Genomic DNA, 24,351 nt, shown 5'->3' on the forward strand with positions numbered 1-24,351 from the left:
CCGAGCTGCTATGGATAATAATTACATGCTCAAGATTTTGGCTGCTTGTTTAACCCAAATTGATCAGAACTCTCAACCCGCTTGTCAATAGCATTTGAGATGCGCTTGCCCTGGGCAATGTACCGATTGCCAACCCAAAGATAATCAACCTTCCCTAACTTTATCGCAAGTCTTGAGAGAACACATTCAACCTTTAGGAATTCCAGCTTGGTATGGTTCGCAGATTGGTCACATTAAAGATAAATTTACTCTGCCAGTCGGCGTGCAAGTAGAAATTGATGCCAATCAGAATACAATTCGGATGCTAGAGTCATCTGTTAAATGAGTTGGATTAGGTTGCTCTTATTCGGGTCGCCGCTTAAATAGATTAATCGCTAAATACTACTTGAATGTGTTTGAAATTCTAAATTTTCCGGCAGTTTTCTTTAGAGAAATTTTGCTGGGGCAAGAGCTTGGTTAAAACTGAGTAGAAGTTCTAACATTAAATTAATTGAAACGAAAAACAGTTAACAAGGGGTTTAACCCCTTAGCGGGATGCAGATTTTAAATTTATTAGTAATAATAGACAGTAAAGCCCACAATAACACTTTTACTTAGCAGGTAAATTATGGCAAGTGCAGATGACCGCAAGAAGCGAATTATGGAACATTTATCCCGGAGTTCAGGGGATTTTATCAAGCCATCTCCTAGAAACTCAGAGGAACGCAAGCAGCGAATTTCCGATCATGTTCGCCGAACCAAAGGTTAAAGCAATCTGAAAGCGATCGCCTGTGGCATCGCTTTACTGACCGCGCATTATCTTAGTGCGATTTTTGTATCGTTTTTGGTACTGTAAATGGTTGAAGAAATTTCTGTTTGACTATTTACAGTACCAAAGACAATATAATTATTTGACTAATCCTTTATATAATAATTAAATAAATTCATCTAATATTAGAGCAATCTGTAATGGTTTCCTCATCTCCTAAAACGACGCTTCCCGTTTTATCCGAAGTAATTGATGGATTGCCTAACATTTCCGGATGGGAAAAAGAAGTTAGTGCTGTCGTAAACCAGGATAACCCTGTATTTTTACCTACTACGAATATTCGGTTAGAAGATGTAACGGCTGGATTTGCGATCGCGCTCCATATGCACCAGCCTACCATCCCTTCTGGGGCGAATGGCGAACTCCAGAGCAACCTGCAATATATGTTTGAGCATCCCTACGAAGGAGACAACCATAATGCAGGGCCATTTGCCTATTGTTATAGCCGTATGGCAGATTTTATTCCCGAATTGGTTGCGAATGGTTGCAATCCCCGCGTCATGCTAGATTTCTCCGGGAATCTATTCTGGGGACTGCGACAAATGGGACGAGGAGACATCTTAGAAAATCTCAAGCGCATCACCTGTAACCCCACTTACCAGCCTTATGTAGAATGGCTGGGGACAATGTGGAGTCATGCGGTTGTTCCTTCTACCCCGATTCCCGATATCAAATTACATATTCAAGCATGGCAACATCATTTTGCAGCCATTTTTGGATGGGATGCACTGGCGCGAGTGAAAGGATTTTCTCCTCCAGAAATGCACCTCCCCAACCACCCAGATACGCTGTATGAATTTGTAAAAGCGCTGAAAGAATGTGGATACCGTTGGTTAATGGTTCAAGAACATTCTGTTGAAACCCTAACTGGTCAATCTTTGTCCTATAAGCATTTACCTCACCGCTTGGTGGCGCGAAATTCTAATGGCGAAACGATTAGTATTACGGCACTAATTAAGACTCAAGGTTCCGATACAAAATTAGTGGCGCAAATGCAGCCTTATTACGAAGCTAAAACCTTATCTCGGCAGCAATTAGGTAAAGTTTCGGTACCCCCCATTGTTACCCAGATTGGAGATGGTGAAAATGGCGGCGTGATGATGAATGAATTTCCTAGCGCCTTCAACCAAGCCTGGTATCAAATGGCAAATGAAGGCGGAGGAAAAACAGGCGTTGTCGGAATGACAGGTACAGAATACTTGGAACTCATAGAAGCCGCAGGTTGCACGCCTGAAGATTATCCGACTTGTCAAGCAATTGGTCAACACCAAATTTGGGAGCGAGTACCCGCCGAAAATTGTACCCCAGAAGCGGTTGCTAATGCGATTGCAGAATTAAAGCAGATTAATCCAAACTTTCACATGGATGGCGCTTCTTGGACAAATCATCTGAGTTGGGTGAAGGGATATGAAAATGTCTTGACTCCAATGAATAAACTCAGTGCTTTATTTCACGATAAAATCGACCGATTGCTCCAAGGGGAAGCAGAATCAAGCCAGAGTTCTGCTGGGGAATCTGTTACCCAACAATCTAGCTATCGAGAGGCACTGATGAATAATCTTTTGCTTCAAACAAGCTGTTTTCGTTATTGGGGACAAGGAGCTTGGACTGACTATGCTCGTGAAATATACCGACGAGGTGAAACACTTCTTCAGGATACTTTCTAAGGCGAGAGGTTGTCTAAAACGAGAGGTTGTACTGGCTGGTGCCAAGGTTGAGAGATTCTTGAACCCGCTTCAAAAGCTTACGGTGTACATACAAGTCGGCAGACCTCTCCTCAGACCCCTCTGCGAGGCGGAGTTACAGAATCAATCCTTTAGCGATTAGGAGAGACCCACGCAGGCGATCGCCCTCGACAAAAGCACTTGCCATAAGCCAGAGTTGTAACACCATTCAGCAGCCATCAGAAATTAACGAATTGAGCAATAATCAATCTGCTGGGCGCTCAATTAATGAGACAGGAAAGCAAGATGAAACGATTTTTAACCGTGGTAGTTTCTCTAACTGGGCTGGTTTCCTACGCAGCCGTGGCGGGGGTGCCAGAGGCGGCTAAGGCTCAGGACGCGGCTTGCTTCATGGTAGCACCGGGGGGCAGAACGATAGACTTGGGGAGTCTCTGCGGCACCGATGAGGCGAACAAACGAGTCTTTCAAGCTAGGATCAAACGCCGCGCCGGTGGCACACCCGTCATTGATGTAACCTTTAATGGCGGACAGACTTTTGAGATGATTGTAGACACCGGGGCTAGCGGCACGATGATTACCCGCCAGATGGCATCAGCGTTGCGAGTGGTGCCGGTGAAGACTGTTAAAGCTGATACGGCGAGTGCGGTGGGAGTTGAGTTTCCCGTCGGCTATGTGCAATCGATTGCTGTAGATGGTGCTGTGGCTAACAAAGTGCTAGTTGCGATCGCTGGCCCAGAACAAGATATGGGATTGTTAGGACACGACTTCTTTGGCAATTACGATGTCACGATTAAACGCGATGTCGTTGAGTTCCACCGTCGCTAAGGTTATGTGGTGAGGCTATGCGGTGAGGCTGAATTTGGGGGAGAATCGCTCTTTCGGCACTTCTTTCGGCACTTTGATAATCGCGATCGCTTAAGCGATTTTCCCACTCTGCGCCTACGCACCCGCCTAATTTCTGCATACTTCCAACTTGAGTTGGGTTTTGTATTTGAGTCAACCGAGAACCGCGATAAACAGCGTTGACGAGTTCTCCAAAAAGGGCGATCGCTTCTGGCAATTATTTAGTACATTTATACTAATTTAGGCAGCAAGCTGCGAGACACTCGTATGGAACTCATCAAACGGACTACGCTTCTCTATCAAGCCGGGAGTTCAGATAAAGTCTACGAAGTCGATCTCTGCAAGAGAGGCGAAAACCGCTATCTGGTTAACTTCCGCTACGGACGACGCGGCACAAGGCTCAAGGAAGGCACAAAGACAGTTCAGGCGGTGCCTTTAGCAGAAGCGCAGCGAGTGTTCGATAAACTGGTTGACTCCCAAATTCAGAAAGGTTATCGGGATGCCACCGCTGGAACAACTAGCGAGGCACCTGCACCCCCCACAATCCCACAGATAAATAATGTCCCAGTTGCTAGCAGCGATCCGCGCCACCAAGCTATACTGAACCGTTTGGCAAACCGAGACAATCGAAAATGGCCTTTGGAACGGGCAATTTGGCGGGCTGGCGAACTTAAAATTAGAGAAGCTACGCCGTTGTTAATTCAACTCATTAGAACTGGCGAAGCTTTGAGAGATTATTGCATCGCTTGGGCTTTGGGTTGGTGTGGGGATGAGAGTGCCATTCCCTTTGTCAGGGAACTTTCCCAGCATAAATCTGTTGCTGAATTCGTCCGCCGCATCGCCTGGGAAGCACTATTTAAATTATCAGATGAACAGACACAAGGGCAGATGCGTTCTGAGAAGATAGAACAACTGCCGTTAGAGTTGCGCGATTTAGCCCGAAATGGAACAGCAGAAACATTTGCAACTACACTTCGCGATTATTTAAATAGCAGCGATTACAGGCGTTTTTCCGTTCTCGATACTATTTATCAAATTGATAACCAATACGTGCGTCCAGCACTACTCGATATTTTATGCGAAACACCTTTTAAATCTAACTACTTCCAGCGAATTCGCCATATTTTCAAGATGGCTGAGTATCGCCATGATGCAGAAGTTTTTGGCATCCTTGCTTACGCTTTCGAGAAAGAACCGGGGACGTTTAATAATAAACGTACAGGTTGGGAATGGGACTCGGTAAGGCGCGAATATTATAGGATCGGGCAACGTCGTTACACTGAAGAACTCAAGAGTCCGCAGTCAAATAAAGCTTACAGCCAACAAACTCGTGACTATTTGCGGCGGCGAGTTTGGCGAACTCTTAAAACTTTGGGTGAAGAAAGCGATTCTAACTATATCAATCTTGCAGTCAATATTCTCCTACAGTATTCCGATGATGACGCTCAACCAGCCAAGCAGTCAACTTTCAGGAGATGGAACGGACAACGCCGTTCCTACGAAAGCTTTACTAGAGGTTGGGATACTTATGCTGGCTACCTAATTTTTAATCCTATTCTTTACGAAAACAGTCCCCGCTATGCCTCCCATCCTAAAGCATGGCGTTGTCAAGATGGTTACAAACCGGGAGATCCAGAACCGCAAGTAAGAGAAGAAGCTTTTTCCGAACTTTGGCAGCAAAACCCAGCAGCACTTGTACAGTTATTAATAGAAAGTGATTGCCGTCCCGTTCATCATTTTGCAGTTAAAGCGTTGCGCGTCTGCAAAGAATTTTGCGATCGCCTCGACATAGACACATTAATCAAATTCCTAAATCAACCCTACGAAGTAACCGCCGAACTCGGTTTTTTACTCGCACGCGATCGCTACAATCCCACCCAACCCAATAGAGAATTAGTTTTGGCTCTTGCTAATTGTGCCTTCCAAGAAGCACGTACACAAGCCTATCGTTGGATCGAACAGCAACGAGAATTCTTTTTTGAATCCAGCGACTTTATCGCGGGTTTAGTGACCAGTCAACAAGCTGATACCCGTGCTTTTGCGCGAAGGTTACTAAGTTCATCAATTTTAAACGATACCACCGCCAGGGTACTCATCGGAAGAATTATTGCTGCTGTGTTGGTACTAGAACCTACGCAAACAGATAGTTCAAGAGAAATTAGTGAAACTTTGTTGCTCTGTTTTGCGCCGCAACTGCGTAATTTGGGGTTTGGTGTAATCCTTGATTTACTTAATCACCCGATACTGGAAATTCAAGAATTAGGCGCAAGAATTCTATTAAATCATGATATTCGTGCTGTTGATCTACCGCCAGATTTAATTGAATTACTTCTTGCCTCTCCTTATGAGTCAGTACGCGGTATTGGGGTGAGGATTTTTGGGCAACTACCTGATGAGAGACTCTTAAGCGATCGCATTCTCATCGTCTCTATGGCAATTAACGCTGTCGCTGATATTCGTAACGCAATTCGTCCGGTGATTCGACGTTTGGCAACCAATCAACTCAATTTTAGCGCCGAGTTAGCGGCTGACTTGATTGATGTCTTAATTACGCCAGAACGACACGAAGGTGTTCACAAATATTTATTGGGTTTGTTGCGAGAAGATATCCCCGGATGGATGTCTAACATCAGCAAAGAACGTGCGATGCAGCTTCTTCGCGCTAAATCATTAGTCGCCCAGGAATTGGGGGGTTTGGTTTTGCAAGAAAATAGCGATCGCTTTCTTCCCAACTTCGACACAACTGAAATTGTAAAACTTGCCAATCACGAAATTTTATCAGTGCGTGAAGCCGCAAGAGAGATGTTTTTAAAAACCTTAAACCGTATCCGCACCAACTCCCAAGAAATGTTATCAGCAGTGCGGCTACTAGAGTCAAAGTGGGATGATTCGCGAGAATTTGCATCTAGAATTTTTAGCACAGATTTCACTAATGAAGATTGGACACCAGAAGTAATGGTTAGCGTCTGTGACAGCATTCGCGAAGATGTTCGTTCTTTTGGGCGCGATTTAGTAACTCGCAACTTCAAAGAAACCGATGGACAAGAATACCTACTCAAATTCAGCGAACATCCCTCAACAGATATGCAGACCTTTGCTACTAACTATCTAGAAAACCATGCTGTAAATAATTCCCAACGGTTGCGAGACCTAACGCCATACTTTATCAGCGTCCTGTCCGGTGTCAATCGGGGAAGAGTTTCCAAACAAAGAATATTTGCTTTTCTAGATACCGAAGCCCAAAAAAGCGAGGAAGCTGCACAAATTGTCACTGAAATTCTCACCCGACAATCTGTCACAATGGCAATCGGAGACAAAGCCACAGCAATTCAGATAATGCTGAAAATTCAAAAAGCTTATCCTCAGATATCCTTACCCATTCAGGTAAAACCAGTTGTCCAAGTTAGAACTTAGTTAGATAGGAGAAACACCATAACATTAGGATCGAGTATCTGCTTTTTGGAGATTTATTATGGGAATGAGAGGAAACTATAGACGGGTTACGACAGTTCGGCTTGCTGAATTGCAACAAAATCCTGATTCTATTCTGGGCTTTTTATTCCCTGATGATGGTGCTAAATATTCAGATAAAAGTTATCTGGATATAGACAAAGCTTGGCATGGTATCCACTTTTTGCTTACTGGAACAAGGTACGAAGGCAAACCTCCCCTAGTCAATGTGGTGATGGGAGGTTCCCCACTAGATGATCCAGATAATCCGCAGTTTGATTATGGCCCAGCGCGTTTTCTAATGCCTGAAGAAGTACAAGAAGTGGCAGAAGCATTATCACAAATTTCTGAAGCAGACTTGCAAGCACGTTTTCACCCTTCAGCACTTTCCGCAGCTAAAATTTATCCAAATATATGGGAAAGGGGAACTGATGAATTCGAGTATTTAATGTTCTACTATCTTCCAGTGGTCAAGTTTTTTCAAGATGCCGCAAAGTTTGGGAATGCTATAGTATTCTACATTGCGTAAGCCAACTAATAAATAGTTAGAGAAATGCGATTTTTTCATATCAACGGTATATTTTAAGAGGTGAAATATGACCGCAGAACCTATACTATCACCTGGTAAATTTTCTAGCGTCTACGAAGCAGATTTCTATGGGTGGACGCAAGAGCAAGTAAAGTTGCTTCGAGAAGGAAAATTGAATAGTTTAGATATCCAAAACTTGGCGGAGGAGATTGAGTCTTTGGGCAGGCAGGAACGACGGGAGTTAAGGAACCGTTTGGGAATTTTATTGGGTCATTTACTCAAGTGGGAATTTCAGTCTAGTCACCGTTCTAAAAGTTGGCTTGCCACAATTCGAGAGCAGCGATACCAAATTTTAAAATTGCTTGAAGAAAGCCCTAGTTTGCAGCCTTATTTACCTACTGCACTAGAGGAAGCCTATCCAAGCGCCTTGAATTTAGCTGTCTGCGAAACATCATTAGATTATGTAGAGTTTCCTCCTATTTGTCCTTATGACTTGGAGCGAGAAGTATTGAATTCTTCATTTTTTCCTGGCGAAGCTTGATAAGCGAGGCTCCGCCTCTAAAACCGCGTTCATCTGCGGTTAAAAATTCTCCTTCATCACTTCGCGAGATTATGGAATTTAACTACAGCTACAACGGAAACACATCGGTTAATGAAAGCGGCGCAAATACCCGGATGTCCTTTTCTCCCGATACTAAACGCGAACCCACGTACTTTATTGGAGAATTGCGTCAGAATGTCGCTTTTCGGGAAGCGATTAGCGTGTTACACGATGTTGTCGTCTCCGATATGCGTTTCAAACCCAAAGACAAAACGGCATATAAAGAATGGGCAGCAAAACAACAGGATCTAGACTGGCAAGTTATCGCCGCACAACGCCAAGAAGTTGCGAATCAAATCAAGCCCTTGCAGGATGAACTCAATCAATTAAGCCAGCATAGTTACCAGCGGCGGGAATCTTTCTACAAAGCACAACGCCGCTATTTTGATTACATTTATCAAAAAGACCGCGATGCTTGGTTTGTTCTCGACCCGGTGATTACAGTTCATCCCGATGAAGTATTTTTTGAATGTTTCAGTCAAGATGAATCCAGTTATGGGCGTCTCGGTGCCAGCTACGAAGTCTTTAAGAATATCAACGAGTTTGCCTGCGGTACGACTAATATTGATTACTCAGCAGCACTTTACGACGAGTTTCAGAAAATCCGCAGTTACAAGACAACTCGATTTGAAATCGACCCTTCTGGTTTTGAAGTTCAAACCACTCGTGAAGAAACTTTTAAAGAAATCAAAATCGATTTACCCGACAGTTGGGTAAGAGGATTTTTGCAAGTTAGTTCGGCGATGTCTTTACCAGCGACGCGAGTTGATTTGCATCCGATGGATATCTATAATATGTGCTTTGTGCTGCGTCGCCACAAGGAAAAGCAAGGGCCTCGCAGTATGCGCTACCATCTTAAACCTGGGGAACCCGTGCGGATAACGTTCGATCCGTGGGGGATAGAGGTGGTTTGTGCGCGATCGCTCTACACTGGATCGCAATCACAAGAAATCCGCGTTTGGGGACGCCGCCGCCTCCACATCCTCGAACGTCTCATCCCCGTGGCGAAAAAGTTTACCGTTCACCTACTCGGTACGGGTATGCCTTCCTTCTATGTCGCTGACTTAGGCGATATGTCTTTTACCCTCGGTTTATCGGGATGGACGGCAAACGACTGGGCGCAATCTGGTAACTTTGATTTAATGGCACCCCGCGCCGACATCGACAAATGGACGCAGCAACAAATTTTCGAGGCGCTGAAGAAGAATTGGGTAGAAAGTCCCGACTCGCTTGCGGAACGCCTTGGTTTAAACCGTGCCGTAGTTCTCGGTGCTTTAAGTGCTTATACGCAAGCAGGACGTGCGATTTATGACTTAAATAAGCAAGTTTATCGAGTGCGGGAACTGACACGAGAACCTTTGCCGATGGAACGGCTGCGCTTTGCCAATGAGCGAGAAGAGAAAGCTACCCGTTTTTTGGTTTACAATGCTGTGCAGGTGGCTAATGTTACCAGCGATGCTACGAGAGCGTTTACTCTGCAAGGTAATGTTTCAGACAAGGGTAAAACCTTGAATCCCTCATTGACAGTTGACGCAGATGAGCGTATAATATCCGCAGAATGTACTTGCAACTGGCATCAACAGAATAAGCTGTACAAAGGCCCTTGCGAACACATTCTGGCGTTGCGAATGCAACACGCCCGTCAGTATTGACGAATCACGCGCACCTAATCAGTTGGTAAACAGCCTTGCAATCCGGACGATGGATCGTCGTCCTTGCGTTTAGCCTAGCGATGCACCACTAGCCTGCTCTTAACTGTGCGGTCATTCAGGGCTACCCCCTTTCCCGGTGGGACTTCCCTGAAGTGTAAGAAGGGGGTAGCCCTGAGACCGCTTGAGTTGAGCAATCTAGTCCTGAGATGTTTACGAAGGGGCAACCAACTGATAGCTGCGCGTAATTTTTTTATTTCAGCTTTTATTAGTGCAGACTTTACCTACACAATAACTACGCAAATCTAAACTTTAATGACATCTGCATCAGATAGAAATTACTTAAACGTTAAATACCTCAAGCTGGTAAACAATACTATTCGTAAAAGAAAAGAGTGGTCTTACGAGAAATGTCTGAGAAACCATGAGTTCGAGTTGCATTGGGCAGTGAACGAAAGCAGTAAGCAAGGTAAGAGCCAGGAAGAAATTAAGAGGATGCTGGCGGGTAAGGAAAGAGATGCCAAAAAAGCCAGTAAGGGTGATCGCATAGTCTTGTGTCAAAATCATTTCTCTCATGGTCATCGCGTAACCCATGTGGTTGAAATAGTAAATCATCCTGATGAAGCTGAGTGCCAAAATGGTATATGGACACGTCGAGTTCAGGTAGTGTGGGTGGTTCCAAGACCTTTGGAGGAGTGGAATGACAAAGCACCGTGGACAAAAGAGGTAATCGGCGAAAAATTTTCATTCAAGGGTGGCAACTTAGTCAGCATTAATGCACCAACTATTGACCTTAACTTAGATATGCTGAGGACTCATTTGGTAGGTGGGCGTGACTAGAAAATTAGACACTACATATAGCGGTTTGTTGCGATGCCTGCCTATATCTAGTGCTTTTACCAAAATCTTGGTACAATAATCCGATCGCGCGCCTTAGCTCAATTGGTAAACAGCCTTGCAATCCGGACGATGGATCGTCGTCCTTGCGTTTAGTTTAGACACGCATCACTAGACTGCTCTTTACTAAGCGGAGCCACCCCGGAGTATTACGGTTTGGTTTCCGTGAAATTACTAGCCTACCCAGAGCATTACGGGTGAGTTTCACCAACTAATGACTCCACTGGTTAGGGCTGGCTCCGCTGAGTAGAGCAATCTAGTCCTGAGGGGTTTACGAAGGGGCAACCAACTGATAGCGGCGCGTGATTTTTCTTACAAGTAATGATTTCTCTGATTCCTAGTCAAATGCTGGGAATGATTTCTTGCAGGCTCCAGCCTCCATTAATTCCAGGTTTCAGGGATTATTGTGCTGTTGAATAGAGTACATATGTACTATAATTGCGGAAACGCATCGCTACTTCTACAAATATGTCAGATCAGCCTCGTACCCGCCAGGAACTCTACGATCGCATCCGACAAACGGGCAAAGAGGAATTTATCCTCGAAGAGATGATACGTTATGGGTTCTGGCCTGCACAAGGCGAGATACCCCAAGATCCAGCCGATGACATTCGGCGGATGGGAGAGATCCGGCGAGAACTTGATGAACTGCGACAGCAGAGTTCGCGTCTTCACAACGAAAAGGAACTCCGCAAGCAGCTACTCAAGCAACGCCTCGCCGAGTCGCGGCGAAAGCGACAGGAGACGAAAGAACGGCGGGAACGGGAAAGGCAAGAACGAGCGGAAGATTGGCGACAAAGAAAAGAGCGAGAAATCCTTTATCTCGGTGAAGATGTCTCAGGCGGACTCAACTATACTGAGTGCAATGAGGAAAGGTTGCGAAGTTATGGATTACCTTTGTGCGGTACACCCTACGAAATTGCCGCTGCAATGGGAATTACTGTGGGACAATTGCGCTTTCTGGCTTTTTCCCGCAAGACTTCGACAATTTCTCACTATATCCGCTTCAAGATTCCTAAAAAAACGGGTGGCGAACGGTTGATTTCGGCACCGATGCCACGCTTGAAGCAGGCGCAGCATTGGATTTTGGGTAATATTTTGGAAAAGCTAGAACTGCACGATGCAGCTCATGGTTTTAGACGCGATCGCTCGATTGTCAGCAACGCTAAACCTCACGTAAAACGTGACATAATTATCAATTTTGACCTAAAAGATTTCTTTCCCTCAATTTCCTATAAGCGAGTTAAAGGACTTTTTCACTCATTCGGTTATTCAGAAGCTGCGGCAACAATTTTCGGCTTGCTGTGTACTCAACCGGATATCGAGGAGGTTGAATTAGACGGCAAAACTTATTATGTAGCACTGACAGATCGACATTTACCCCAAGGTTCGCCAGCTTCTCCAGCAATTACGAATCTAATGTGTCGCCGCTTAGATAGACGGCTTACCAGTATGGCTGAACAATTGGGTTTTGTTTATACTCGCTACGCTGACGATTTAACTTTTTCTGCTTCTGGTGACAGCCTCCGCCATATCTGCAATATTCTCAAGCGCACCCAGTCAATCCTGACTCACGAAGGGTTTGCGATTAACGAACAGAAGACTAGAATTTTGCGGAAGAATCGGCAGCAGGAAGTTACTGGCGTTGTGGTGAATGATTATCCAAATATTTCTAAAAAAGAGCTAAAACGTTTTCGTGCTACTTTGTTCCAAATCGAGAAAGATGGCTTAGAAGGTAAGCATTGGGGAAATGCTGATAATGTGATGGCTTCAATTCAGGGCTATGCCAATTTCGTCGCTATGGTTAATCCGCAAAAGGGTCTTGAATTTCAAGAGCAGATACGACGAATTCGAGATAAATACCGACGCTAATACTAAAAAAAGTTATTCCGGGTTAGCGATATATTTGTAGGGGTATGCAATGCCATATCCCTACAAATATTGTTTTTGTTTTAAGTTGAAAAATATGCAATTGTCTCCATAAAAAATCCGAAATTTCCATCTCAATTCTTGTAGTTTATCTAAGCCAAAAATCACCAAAACGGCATTCTCGAATCGACGCTAGAAACTGCACAAAATATCTAGAGGACGCTACAAATGAAAGCAAGTTACTCCCTGAGTCAATCGCTTATTGCAGCCGCTACCCCGTCCACTGTAGACTTGATTGTTAGTTTCCAGGCTGAAGAAGAAACGCGCAGCAAAGTACCGCGTCTTCCGCTTAATTTGAGTGTAGTAATTGATAGATCGGGCTCGATGGCGGGAGCGTCACTTAAGAATGCTATTCAAGCTGCACAAAGGCTTGTGGAATATTTGACACCGGAGGATTATCTTTCAGTTGTAATTTATGACGATACGCCAGAAACAATTCTTCAGCACCAACTGGTTCAGGATAAAGCTGCCATTCGTTCGCTAATTGGTAAGGTAAAAGCTGGCGGGTGTACTAACTTGAGTGGCGGCTGGTTGATGGGATGCGACAATGTAAAATCTCAGCAGTCCACAGAACGCATCAATCGCGTTTTATTATTAACAGATGGACAGGCGAATGTTGGCATTACTGATTCTCAAGTATTAATTAACACTGCAAGACAACAAGCCGAACAAGGAATCATTACTACAACTTTAGGATTTGGAACTTATTTTAATGAAGATTTGCTCATCGGTATGGCAAATGCTGCCGGGGGAAACTTCTATTTCATCCAATCACCTGACGATGCTACTGATGTATTCAGAATTGAACTAGAAAGCCTCACGTCTGTTGTCGCGCAAAATCTGACGGTGACGCTGCAACAAGAAGATTCTGTAAAAATTACCGGGATTCTCAACAATTACCGAGCTAATCCGATTGGCAACAATTTAGAAGTTTTCTGCGGCGATGTTTATGAGGTAGAAAATAAGCAGTTAGCTGTAGAATTGTCAATCCATCCACAAACAAATATTGGGGTGACAAATATTGCCACCATTGCTTATAAATATCAAGCGGTTGTCGATGGCAGCATTCAACAATTCACTGACGAAATTTCGATTAGTATAACGGTTGCTGATGCTGAGTCAGCCAACAATGTACAGCCAGATGCATCGGTTGTGGAGCAAACAAGTAAGCTGAGGATTGGTAAGGTAAAAAATGAAGCGATCGCACTTGCCGACAAAGGAGACTACACCGCCGCTTCCCAGAAACTTCGCAAGACAATCGAGGATCTCAAGCTCAAAGCATTGCATGAATCCTTTGAAGTTGCCGAAGAGATGGAACAACTGGATTATTATGCACAACGCCTGGAGAGCAAAAAGTTTGATAGTGTCAGTCGCAAGGAGATGCGAGATCAATCTTACCAGGCTCTTACACGCGATCGCGGCGATTTAAAATTGCGCGGACTTGCTGCGAGTGCCAACAGCTTAGAGGCAGTTTCCAGCGTGGATGCGGGAGTTTTGGTGAAATGCGATCGCGTTAGTGGTAAGTTGCGGATTCACGTCATTTCCGACGGTTACAATCCTGATTTCAACGTGCAATTTCCCCGCAATATTCGGGAAGAAGGTGTCACCTACATCGTTGATGAAATCAATCTATCTGCTGACGGTAGCTTTTATCGCGTCTCCGGTAACATTCGCCGGTTAGTGCAACCTGGGCAAGAACGCGCCGCATCATCTCAAAATGGTGCATCTTCTTCCAGTCCAAAACGACAAAAGCTGAATGCACCAGCTTCTGCCGCCGATTTAGAAACAATTGATACTGTAGGTGATGGAGTTATCGTGCAGTGCGTGAAAGAAGGCAGTAAATTGAGAGCCAGAGTCGTGTCAGATGGGTACGATCCTAACTACAACATCCGCTTTCCCCGCGACATTCGAGAAGAAAACGTTCTTTATGTTGTTGATGAAGTGGAAGAGGCAAAGAATGGCGGATCTTATGTTGCTTATGGGAAGATTCGCAGGTTAGTTCAGTAAAACAGTTTTTAATTAAGTTATCGCACTCTGAACTGCTTGAATCAAAGTAGCAGGATTATTAAAGGCGCTCTAGATTGCTATGATACAAAATTCTAAGTGCCGAGCAAATGCACAAGAATGAGCAATGTAAAAAAAACTCATATCCTGCTACTTCTAAAACCTCGGCTGATAGACTACGAAATGGTAGCCCATTCCGCTAGTCAGTACAACCTTCAGCAGATAAATTTACATCGTAACTTGAGTTATTGCCTGTGCGTTTATTCAGCCAATTATCAAGCATCTTGCAGAGAAGATAGAACATTAATTTGTAAATCTTCTGTTGCATCTGATATTAAGTGCTGCCGTATTAGATCAATTACTTCTTCGTTGAGAGGATGAGAGATGCTAATGCTTTTGTATTTGAAGTAAATAATTACAGCAACCAATGAGCGACGATTTACTACACTAGCGGCTATCCTTCGACCAAAATCTTCCTTCCGACTCCATATTTCGTACTGTTCCCCAAACTCAAACACCAATTGCTCAAAGTAATCTTTAAAGGGTGCTTCTTCTGTTGTAATATTACTTGAGCTATATAGACGATCAACCATAAGTTAGTTCTCCCAGGCTCTTAATACCAGTTTTTTAAAGTTGTGAGACAGATAGAACGCATATGGCTAAGCTGGATAGAATTAAATATAACCAAGCTATTTTATAACTTTTGAAATTAATATGAAATAAAGCCTCCTATTAACTAGAATCAGTGCAATTGATAAGGCTTGTAACCAAAAGTACCACACCCCAGAATATCAGTTGCAGTAAGTTGCTATACGTGTTCTCAAAAAAAACTTTAGTGGAGTTGAGGCTCATGGAATTGAAGGAATTCATCTCCCCAAAGGTGTAAACCATATTTTTTCATATTTATATCTCTCGCTTTTTTGAACTCAGGAGATAAGAAATGTAAATTCCCAACTTGCTCATATGTTTCTTTTCCTGACTGGCTTTCGCATTCAAGCAGGAGTAACAAATAAGCTCTTTGTTTTAATTTATCTTGACTCGTGAACCAGGTTTTTTCAGCCGAATTAACATCAAACCTACTTTGCATTACAACATATTTTACAAACTCTTGTTCGCGAAATTGCAACTCATCCTCAATATATCTTTCTAATTCACTGCGACTGTCGCCGGACTTGAAAAGACCAGTGATAAAATCAAACACTATGGTTTCCTCCATTACTTGAGACGATATACACCATTATAGCGATCGCATTCTGTAAAAGAGGCGCGATCGCATAAGTTAGAGCAAGCGATCGCGCAGCCTACAACTACTACACTAATTTCTTAATATCCCCAAAAGCACGATAAAATCCACCGCGAGAAGATTCGCGCACCTCTTCCACCAGATAACGCGCACCTTCGGAGCGAATCTCCTGAGGAAATTGCACTTTCCAACTGGGATTATAACCAGGAGAAACAGCACGAATTCTTAACTTCCCACCTTCTTTAAAGCACTCGACAATTACTCCCTGACTGGCGTTCGATGTCGTTTCTAAAGTATTAGAAGGAACGGCTGCGGCAACGGCAGTAGGTGCTTTAATGTTAATAGCCTGGGGAACTGTACCCGCTTGCGCCGCTTTGATTGCAGCTTCACTAGCATCGATGCAAGCAAGAGAACCATCGGTGGTGACGATGTAGAGATGGTCATCTATAAACTGCATGGAGAAGGCAGAACCGCAGCCAGTGGCTAGTTTCCAAAGACGCTCCCCTTGTTGACTAAAACAATAAATTGAGGAGAAATTATCGCCTGCAAAGACATATTTACCTTCTTCAGCAGTGGCGCAAGAATAAACGGGTGCATCACATTGATAAACTGTGCTAACTTCGCCTTTCTTAGTGAAGCAATAAACTTGATTCTCACTGGTACTAGCATATACAAATGCTTCTTCTTGCCAGCCAAACAGCACCTCGCCACGAGTCTTTTGATTCCAAATCTTCGTTCCATCTTCCCAGTCATACATGGTTACGCCCTTGCTGTGACCGTGATAGATACCAATCTCATCGCAGCGCACCATCCAGCCATACTCGCCACTACTTTTTTTAGTCCATTGAGATTCATCTTCGTGATTAATTGTTGTAACATTTCCAGTGTCATCAGAAACACCGAGAATGGCATCTTTGATATCTAGCCAGAAGATATTCACATTGGGGGCAATTTCATAAGCGACACGCGGAATTTTTCCGGTCAAATCGTATACTTTGCCATCATCGCACCCAGCATAAAGCCAGCCTTCATCAGCGACAATACACTTCACGCCGTCAGGAAGACGAAACTGATTTTGGACAATTCCCGTATGGCTGAGAGCAAAAATTTGACCCGCTTGATTGCCAAACCAACAGCGCGAGTTGTCAATAAAGATACCGAAAGCAGGGGAAGAAGAGGCGAATTTCCAAACTACAGGTGCTTGGTTTGCAGTTGAGCGATCGCTCTTTATTTCCCGTCGAGTCACGGGACGTTTACTTCGCACTCCCATAACTGCTTGTTCGTAACCTTTCTTCAGTTTCTCATTAATCTTTTTGGTCGCCTCAGCTTTAGCTTTTTCCGGGGTTGGATAGGTTTTAACTTGAGTTTGTCCTGAGTCACCAATGCGACCGTAACGAATCGATACTTCCGTACCGTTGACAATTACTTCATAAAATTTGTGAGAACTACTATCTGACTCTGACAATTCTAGATACGTTTTCTCTTGAGTCATTTTTTCCTCCAATTCTGTATGTATTAATAAATATCTATCTTGCCTAAAATTTTCCATTCTTAATTCAGTATTCTGCCGTGTTAAAAGGAGAAAATTAAAATTTCAAAAATAGCATAAATCCTCTTTTAACTTTGCACTTGGCATTCATAAATGAAAATCAGTAAAATTTCAGCTCAAGCTCACTTCCTTGGATTCGTATATGTATGTCAACTTTATATCAAATAAATATAGTAATTAAAGTAGAATTAAGAAAAAAGTCCATTTGTTAACTTTTTATAAAAATTAGACATAAAACATTTTTTATTGATAAATACAGATTTATATATTTTTTGTAAAATCATTAACATCCCAGTCTTTTCGGTTGGTCTTGCAATCCTTAAAAATTCACCACTGGCAGGCGAATCTCAAGAATAAGTTTTTTGAACGAGGATTAGATGCAGTTCCAGATGGCAAGCAATGTTTTTACAAGCATTAAAATACACTTGGTTAGACTCTTTTAATCCTTTTTACTCAAACTATCTCTAACATTTGGCTACATTTATTTGGACAAGTCAACAAAGCAATTAGTATTTTAGGTTACATTTTTTAGAGTGTCAGAAAGATGACTTGCCCAAACTGTGTATACACTGATATTCACTGAGGAGCAAACTATATTTCCGTATAAATACGCTTTCAATTAATCGAATAAAGTTTTAATTTTACTTCAGCACAATAGGCTGATCTAGTGTTCACTTACAAAAAGCGTCTCTAACTGGACTGGATCGCCTACAAATCCGTAAATGGAATAATTATGAGAACAATTCCGGGATATCAGATTTTTGAGCTAATTTATGAAAGTAGCAAGTCGCTTGTGTATCGAGGATGCCGACTTCAGGATAATTTGCCTCTTATTCTTAAAGTTATCAAAGAAGACTATCCATTACCAGAAGAAATTTCTAGGTATAAGCAAGAATATGAAATTACCCGTTCGTTGAATATAGATGGTGTTGCTAAAGCGTATGATTTAAAATCATATCAAAATACTCTAGTAATGCTCTTGGAGGATTTTGGGGGTCAATCTCTAAAGATATTGATGGAAAAACAAAATTTTACAGTTTTAGACGCTATGAAAATTACTATAAAAATTGTTGAAACTTTAGCTAAACTGCATAATTTAAACATTATTCACAAAGATATTAATCCATCTAATATTGTTTTTGATCCAAAAAGTAGGCAAGTCAAATTTATTGATTTTGGGATTTCCAGCGTTTTGTCGCGGGAAAACCCTACCCTAAAAAATCCCAATGTTTTAGAAGGCACTCTTGCCTATATGTCGCCAGAGCAAACTGGCAGAATGAATCGTTCGCTGGATTATCGTACTGACTTTTACTCCCTTGGCGTTACCTTCTACGAGCTTCTCACTGGCAGACTACCTTTTAATGGTACTGATGCAATAGAGTTAGTACATAATCATATTGCGCTTACGCCAATTCCGCCTCATAAGCTTAATCAAAACATTCCCAAAGCAGTTTCGGACATTGTTATGAAATTGCTGGCTAAAACTGCTGAAGATAGATATCAAAGTGCTTATGGAATTCAAGCAGATTTAGAATATTGTCTAACTCAATTAGAAATAAATAACCAACTTCCAGAGTTCTCTCCCGGTCGTCATGATATCTCTAATAAATTTCAAATCCCTGAGAAGCTCTATGGCAGAGAGCAAGAAATTAATACTTTACTAACAGCATTTGAACGAGTGAGCCAATTCTCGTTTGGTAAGCCAATGCCAGGGGATATTGAGATGATGTTGGTGTCGGGTTATTCTGGCATCGGCAAGTCATGTTTAGTGCAAGAAATTTATAAACCAATCACTCAACAGCGAGCTTATTTCATTTCAGGGAAATTTGACCAGTTTCAGCGGAGTATTCCCTATTCTGCTGTTGTCAGCGCCTTTTCTGCCTTAATCCAGCAACTTTTAACGGAAAGCGAAGCACAGCTCAACCAGTGGAAAGAAAAACTCCTAGAAGCCCTTGGCTCTAACGGGCAAATTATTATTGATGTTATTCCTGAGGTAGAACTCATTGTCGGTTCTCAGCCTAGAGTTCAAGAATTAGGGCCAACTGAATCCCAAAACCGCTTTAATTTAGTCTTTCAAAACTTTATTCGGGTATTTTGCCAACAAGAACATCCATTAGTCATCTTTCTGGATGATTTGCAGTGGGCTGACTCTGCCACGCTCAAATTGATGGAGTTGATGATGACGGATGATCAAACGCACTATCTATTTCTCATTGGAGCATATCGGGATAATGAAGTCAGCTCCACTCATCCCTTGATGATTACGCTGGATAGTTTACGCGATGATGGAGCTATCATCAACCAGATTAATCTAGCACCTTTAGAACTTGAGCATATTACCCACTTGATTGCTGACACCTTGCATACGGATAGGGAATCAGTAAGATCCTTAGCTTCCCTCATCCTGCGTAAAACAGAAGGAAATCCCTTCTTTGTCAATGAATTTCTAAAAACCCTATATCAGGAAAACCTGCTTACCTTCACCCCCCCTCAGACCTTTCTTACTCAGGGGGAAGAAGAGGCAAGTAAAGCCCTATGGCAATGGGACATCGCTCAAATTGAAGCGTTGGGTATTACTGATAATGTTGTCGAATTAATGATAGGAAAATTAAAAAAATTGCCGAATTCAACACAGCAGGCTTTACGGTTAGCAGCTTGTGTCGGCAATAGTTTCGATTTAAATACCCTGTCTATCATTTATGAGAAATCAATTTATGAAACTTTTAAAGACCTTTTGCCAGCTCTGAAAGAAGAATTAATTAAGCCTACTTCTGTGTTGGAAACGACCGAAGAGGAAGGGGTTAGTTCTCAACTATTAGTTTTTAATTATAAATTTTCACACGACCGCGTGCAACATGCAGCTTATGCACTGATTGATAACTCGCTTCAAAAAGCAGTTCATCTCAAAATTGGCAATCTCCTTTTAGCAAGTACGCCTTTGGAAGACCAGATAGAAATAATTTTTAAATTAGTCGATCATCTAAATATCGGTTCTGACTTAATTGTCGATGAAGAGGCAAAAATTGAATTAATAATATTGAATTTGGAAGCAGCTCGAAAAGCGAAAGATGCAACCGCATACAGCTCAGCACTTCACTATTTGACTGCTTGTATGAATGTTTTACCAAGCGATATTTGGGTAAAACGCTACGATCTAGCTTTTTCATTGCATAAAAAACGAGCCGAAATTGAGTATTTAAACGGTAATTTTGCTCAGGCTGAAGCCTTGCTGGATCTAACCCTATCTCAAGCAAAATCAGTTCTCGACAAAGCTGAAGTTTATAATATGCTGATTGTGCAGCATACCATGCTTGCGAAATATCAAGAGGCAATTCAAGCAGGTCGTAATGCTCTTAGTCTGCTAGGAATTGACTTACCTGAAGGGGAATTAGCAACAGCAGTTGAGCTAGAAATAGGCGAAGTTAATAAGAAATTAGAAACCCATGAGATTGGGTCTTTAATTAATTTAGAAGCAATAAAAATTCCGGAAGTAAAAGCAGCAGTCAAATTGTTAGCAAACATGGGGCCTTTAGCATATTTTGTCAATTTTGACCTTTGGCAGCTAGTTACTGTTAAAACAGTTAATCTTTCTCTCACCTATGGTTATGCATCAGGAGCAGCGTATAGCTACTCGTGTTATGGAATGATACTCAGCGCAATTTTAGGGAATTCTCACTCTGGTTATGAGTTTGGGGTCTTAGCAACTAAACTAAGTAATAAGTTTAATAATGTAGCTCAAAAATGTGCAGAATTGGTGGTTCTTGCCAATTACTTGAGCAATTGGGTGAAGCCAATTAAGTTTAGTCATACAATTAATGATGAGGCATATAAAACGGGGCTAGACTTTGGAGATTTGCAATGGGCAGGTTATACTCGTCTTCACAAAGTCATTGCTTCCTTCCATCAATGTAAAAGTTTAGAGCAAAGTTTAAAACAAATACCTCAGTCTTTGCTATTTTGCCAAAAGAGTAAAAATCAATGGGCAATTGATATAATTTTAGGTTATAAACTAGCGGTGTCGAACTTGATAGGCATGACTGCTGGAACCTTATCTTTTGAAAATGATGGGATTAGCGAATCCAACTTCTTGACAAGTTGCGAACAACATCAAAGTTCGGCGGCAATTTGTGAATTCCATATTTTAAAAGCCCAAATTCTTTACTTATACGAAAAACCGGATTTAGCTTTGAACAGTAGTTTGTTAGCTTCAAAGCTACTTACTTCTATTTTCGGTCATATCTCAGTATCTACACATAACTTTTATCACTCACTGATTCTAGTTGCTCTCTATCCGAATGCTTCAGAATCTGTACAAAAACAATCTTGCGAGACGTTAGCAGCGAATCAAAAGCAGATGAAGATTTGGGCAGACAACTGTCCAGAAAACTTTCTACACAAGTACCTGTTAGTAGAAGCTGAAATTAGTCGCATCACTGGCAATGATTTAGAGGCGATAGACTTGTATGAACGCGCCATTGAGTCCGCAAAAGAAAATGAGTTTATTCAGAATGAAGCTTTAGCGAATGAACTCGCTGCTAAGTTTTGGTTAGCGAAAGGAAAAGAGAAGTATGCTAAAGTCCATATTACAGAAGCTTATTACGGCTATCAACGTTGGGGAGCTAAGCGCAAAGTAGAAGATTTAGATGAAAAATATCCGCACTTTCTGACTAAAACATCTATTCTGCCTCGCGTTAAAGATACTCCCACGACTACTGGACATTCCTCTACGGGTAGTAGTTCTAATACGTTGGACTTCACCACTGTGATGAAAGCTAGTCAAGCGATCGCTGCTTGTATCGTGTTGGATAAGTTACTGGCTTCTTTAATGAAAATATCTATCGAGAATGCTGGCGCACAAAAAGGTTTACTACTCTTGGTAAGAGATGAAAAACTGCTGATTGAAGCCCGTTCATCGGTTGAATCAAAAGAGGTTGTTGTTCGGCAGTCAACTCCGCTTAAAGGTTGTCAAGAGTTACCTCTGACAGTGATTAATTATGTAAAAAGAACTCGCTCAGATGTGGTTCTAAATGATGCGGCTAGTGAGGGAAAGTTTATTAATGACTCTTATATAGAGCTAAATAAATTGAAGTCCGTTCTCTGTATGCCTATCCTTAATCAAGGGAAATTAATCGGTATTCTTTATTTAGAAAATAATCTGACATCCGGAGCTTTTACTCCCGATAGGATAGAAGTTTTAAGAGTACTTTCAGCTCAGGTAGCAATTTCTCTGGAAAATGCTATGCTTTACAATTCGATGGAACAAAAAGTCCAAGAGAGGACGCATGAGCTAAATGAAAAAAATGTACGGTTATCCCAAACTCTACAAGAACTTAAGCGTACTCAGACGCAATTAATTCAGACCGAGAAAATGTCTAGCTTGGGTCAATTAGTAGCGGGAGTTGCCCACGAAATTAATAACCCAGTTAACTTTATCTACGGCAACCTTGTCCACGTTAATGAATATACTCAAGACCTACTAAACCTAATGCAGCTATATGCCAAGCATTATCCCAATCCGGTGTCTGAGATTCAAGACGAAGCGGAGGCGATAGAAGTAGATTTCTTAGTTGAAGATTTACCAAAAATGCTGTCCTCGATGAAAGTGGGGGCTGACAGAATTCGTCAAATTGTCCTGAGTTTGAGGAATTTTTCGCGCCTTGATGAGGCAGAAATGAAAGAGGTCGATGTTCACTCAGGGCTAGATAGTACGTTATTAATTCTGCAAAACCGCCTGAAGGCTAAGACAGAAATTCCGGCTATTAAAGTGATTAAGGAGTATGGTTCGCTGCCGCTCATAGAGTGTTATGCAGGTCAGCTTAACCAAGTATTTATGAATCTTCTGGCTAATGCGATCGATACTTTGGAAGAAGTAATGAGTAATGATTCAAAGACAAAAGGACATTACCAGGAAATAGCCCAGGCATCTTGTTTGTCTTCATGGGAACGGAAAGAACAACATTCAGATAACCAATTGTCAACCAGCGATTACCAATTACCGACAATCCGGATTCGCACCTGTGTCGTAGACGAAAGTCGGGTTCTGATTGCCATTGCTGATAATGGCCCTGGGATGACAGAGGAAGTCAAAAAACGTATTTTCGATCCTTTCTTTACTACAAAACCGATTGGTAAAGGGACAGGGCTAGGGTTAGCAATTAGTTACCAGATTGTGGTGGAAAAACACGGCGGTCAATTGCAATGTTTTTCCACACTTGGGCAGGGAACTGAATTTATTGTTGAGATTCCGATCCGTCCGCAACATTAACCTTTGTCTTCACAAGCGGATCTCCTTTATTCAGATAGAGGACAAGCAGCATTCTCAGTAATTTTGCTTAAACATTTCTTTATGTAAAGCTCATAGTTACGCACATTCACATACGCACATTCACGGTGGACTAGGGATGTAGAGAAAGGCTACCACTGAGGGGTAAGGTTAGCGGGAAGAGATAAGTCATGCAGCTCCTAGACAATTGCTCGATTGCTACCGAGAGAAAAGTAGGACTTCACCAATTGTATGTAGAAGATATAGTGAGATGCACCACGCTATCAGAAGCAGTGCTGATGGTAAATAAGGCTTATGATTTCCACCGTCATCCTTACTTTATGTGGATGCAGGCACCCTCTACCTCACGGGCACAATTTCTTTGCACACAGCTACCAATTTGTTTTGCAATTGAGTCATTTTCGCAATCATTAGCGGCAGTTTTGGCTCGGACTCCAGTATTAGAACGGCGACTTTCGGTGATGGAAAACGTGGCTGAAGAACATGGTCACGGCAATTTATTGAACTCTCACAAATACACCTTCCGCCAATTTTTGCGGGCTTTAGGTGCCACTCCAGAAGATTTAGAAATACCCTGTCCTGCATCAGTGTTAGCTTTCAATCATTCACTTCTGGGCTACTGTCTGACGCAATCAAGTGAAGCGGGTGGAGCCGCTTTGGGGATGCTGGAGCATCTGTATTCGAGTGTTAGTGGGATGATCGCCCGCACGATTAACGAGCGAGGTTGGGCAGCACCGGGTAGCCAGTCACACTATACTGTCCACGAGGGGCATTGCATAATAGAGGGATGAATTAGGGTTGGTTTTGATGCAATGCCCAGACTGTCAATCTACTCATATCCGTAAAAACGGCAAGAGAAGGGGTAAGCAAAATTACATTTG

Annotated in this window: 16 protein-coding genes and 2 pseudogenes; 14 read left to right on the forward strand and 4 right to left on the reverse strand. The window is 42.4% G+C overall.

Features of this window, described 5'->3' with window-relative positions; genetic code table 11:
* Positions 1-112: 112 nt before the first annotated feature.
* From NC994_RS26165 to NC994_RS26180, 4 genes and pseudogenes are all read left to right on the forward strand, one after another.
* Positions 113-325, forward strand: a pseudogene (locus NC994_RS26165) (LD-carboxypeptidase); the annotation flags it as partial.
* Positions 326-607: 282 nt separating this feature from the next.
* Positions 608-748 (forward strand): hypothetical protein, encoded by a 141-nt coding sequence (locus NC994_RS26170; protein WP_190415779.1) that lies wholly within the window; start codon positions 608-610, stop codon positions 746-748.
* Between the two features lie 200 nt (positions 749-948).
* Entirely contained in the window at positions 949-2,475 is a 1,527-nt protein-coding gene (locus NC994_RS26175) for a glycosyl hydrolase family 57 (protein WP_190431858.1), read from the forward strand.
* Positions 2,476-2,778: 303 nt separating this feature from the next.
* Positions 2,779-3,318 (forward strand): retropepsin-like aspartic protease, encoded by a 540-nt coding sequence (locus NC994_RS26180; protein WP_190431860.1) that lies wholly within the window; start codon positions 2,779-2,781, stop codon positions 3,316-3,318.
* Here NC994_RS26180 and NC994_RS26185 read toward each other — a convergent pair.
* Positions 3,284-3,553: a hypothetical protein gene (locus NC994_RS26185; protein ID WP_190431862.1), complete on the reverse strand. Its 270-nt coding sequence runs from the start codon at positions 3,551-3,553 to the stop codon at positions 3,284-3,286. The two genes, NC994_RS26180 and NC994_RS26185, sit on opposite strands and share 35 nt — an antisense overlap.
* A 50-nt stretch (positions 3,554-3,603) precedes the next feature.
* On the opposite strand from NC994_RS26185, the gene NC994_RS26190 reads away from it, so the two are divergent.
* The 7 genes from NC994_RS26190 (at position 3,604) to NC994_RS26220 (ending at position 14,398) form a co-directional block, all read left to right on the forward strand.
* Positions 3,604-6,750, forward strand: a complete 3,147-nt coding sequence (locus NC994_RS26190; protein ID WP_190431864.1) for a HEAT repeat domain-containing protein — start codon at positions 3,604-3,606, stop codon at positions 6,748-6,750.
* Between the two features lie 58 nt (positions 6,751-6,808).
* Positions 6,809-7,315: a YfbM family protein gene (locus tag NC994_RS26195; RefSeq protein ID WP_190431866.1), complete on the forward strand. Its 507-nt coding sequence runs from the start codon at positions 6,809-6,811 to the stop codon at positions 7,313-7,315.
* Positions 7,316-7,382: 67 nt separating this feature from the next.
* Positions 7,383-7,856, forward strand: a complete 474-nt coding sequence (locus NC994_RS26200; protein ID WP_190431868.1) for a DUF29 domain-containing protein — start codon at positions 7,383-7,385, stop codon at positions 7,854-7,856.
* A gap of 71 nt (positions 7,857-7,927) precedes the next feature.
* A complete protein-coding gene (locus tag NC994_RS26205) occupies positions 7,928-9,568 on the forward strand; it encodes an SWIM zinc finger family protein (protein WP_190431871.1) in 1,641 nt (546 codons plus the stop codon).
* A gap of 312 nt (positions 9,569-9,880) precedes the next feature.
* The gene (locus NC994_RS26210; RefSeq protein ID WP_190429718.1) at positions 9,881-10,405 is read left to right on the forward strand and encodes a hypothetical protein; all 525 of its coding nucleotides are present in this window, start codon (positions 9,881-9,883) and stop codon (positions 10,403-10,405) included.
* A 525-nt stretch (positions 10,406-10,930) separates the two neighbouring features.
* Positions 10,931-12,334 carry a reverse transcriptase family protein gene (locus tag NC994_RS26215; protein WP_190431873.1) on the forward strand — a complete coding sequence of 468 codons (1,404 nt, stop codon included), beginning with the start codon at positions 10,931-10,933 and terminating at the stop codon, positions 12,332-12,334.
* 225 nt (positions 12,335-12,559) lie between these two features.
* Positions 12,560-14,398 (forward strand): VWA domain-containing protein, encoded by a 1,839-nt coding sequence (locus NC994_RS26220; protein WP_190431875.1) that lies wholly within the window; start codon positions 12,560-12,562, stop codon positions 14,396-14,398.
* Between the two features lie 272 nt (positions 14,399-14,670).
* On the opposite strand, the gene NC994_RS26225 is transcribed toward NC994_RS26220, so the two are convergent.
* The 3 genes from NC994_RS26225 to NC994_RS26235 form a co-directional block, all read right to left on the reverse strand.
* Positions 14,671-14,988, reverse strand: coding sequence for a hypothetical protein (locus NC994_RS26225; RefSeq protein WP_190431877.1), 318 nt, complete (start codon positions 14,986-14,988; stop codon positions 14,671-14,673).
* A gap of 239 nt (positions 14,989-15,227) precedes the next feature.
* Entirely contained in the window at positions 15,228-15,596 is a 369-nt protein-coding gene (locus tag NC994_RS26230; RefSeq protein WP_190431879.1) for a hypothetical protein, read from the reverse strand.
* A 109-nt stretch (positions 15,597-15,705) separates the two neighbouring features.
* The gene (locus NC994_RS26235) at positions 15,706-17,130 is read right to left on the reverse strand and encodes a WGR domain-containing protein (protein ID WP_190431881.1); all 1,425 of its coding nucleotides are present in this window, start codon (positions 17,128-17,130) and stop codon (positions 15,706-15,708) included.
* A gap of 790 nt (positions 17,131-17,920) precedes the next feature.
* On the opposite strand from NC994_RS26235, the gene NC994_RS26240 reads away from it, so the two are divergent.
* The 3 genes and pseudogenes from NC994_RS26240 to NC994_RS26250 all read left to right on the forward strand — a co-directional run.
* On the forward strand, positions 17,921-23,452 hold the full coding sequence (locus NC994_RS26240) for an ATP-binding sensor histidine kinase (protein WP_190431882.1): 5,532 nt from the start codon (positions 17,921-17,923) through the stop codon (positions 23,450-23,452).
* A 188-nt stretch (positions 23,453-23,640) separates the two neighbouring features.
* Positions 23,641-24,261: an iron-containing redox enzyme family protein gene (locus tag NC994_RS26245; RefSeq protein WP_190431883.1), complete on the forward strand. Its 621-nt coding sequence runs from the start codon at positions 23,641-23,643 to the stop codon at positions 24,259-24,261.
* Between the two features lie 16 nt (positions 24,262-24,277).
* Positions 24,278-24,351 (forward strand): annotated as a pseudogene (locus NC994_RS26250) (IS1 family transposase); the annotation flags it as partial.

The organism is Trichocoleus sp. AS-A1 (assembly GCF_039962015.1).
In the GTDB taxonomy this organism is placed as follows: Bacteria; Cyanobacteriota; Cyanobacteriia; order Cyanobacteriales; family FACHB-T130; genus FACHB-T130.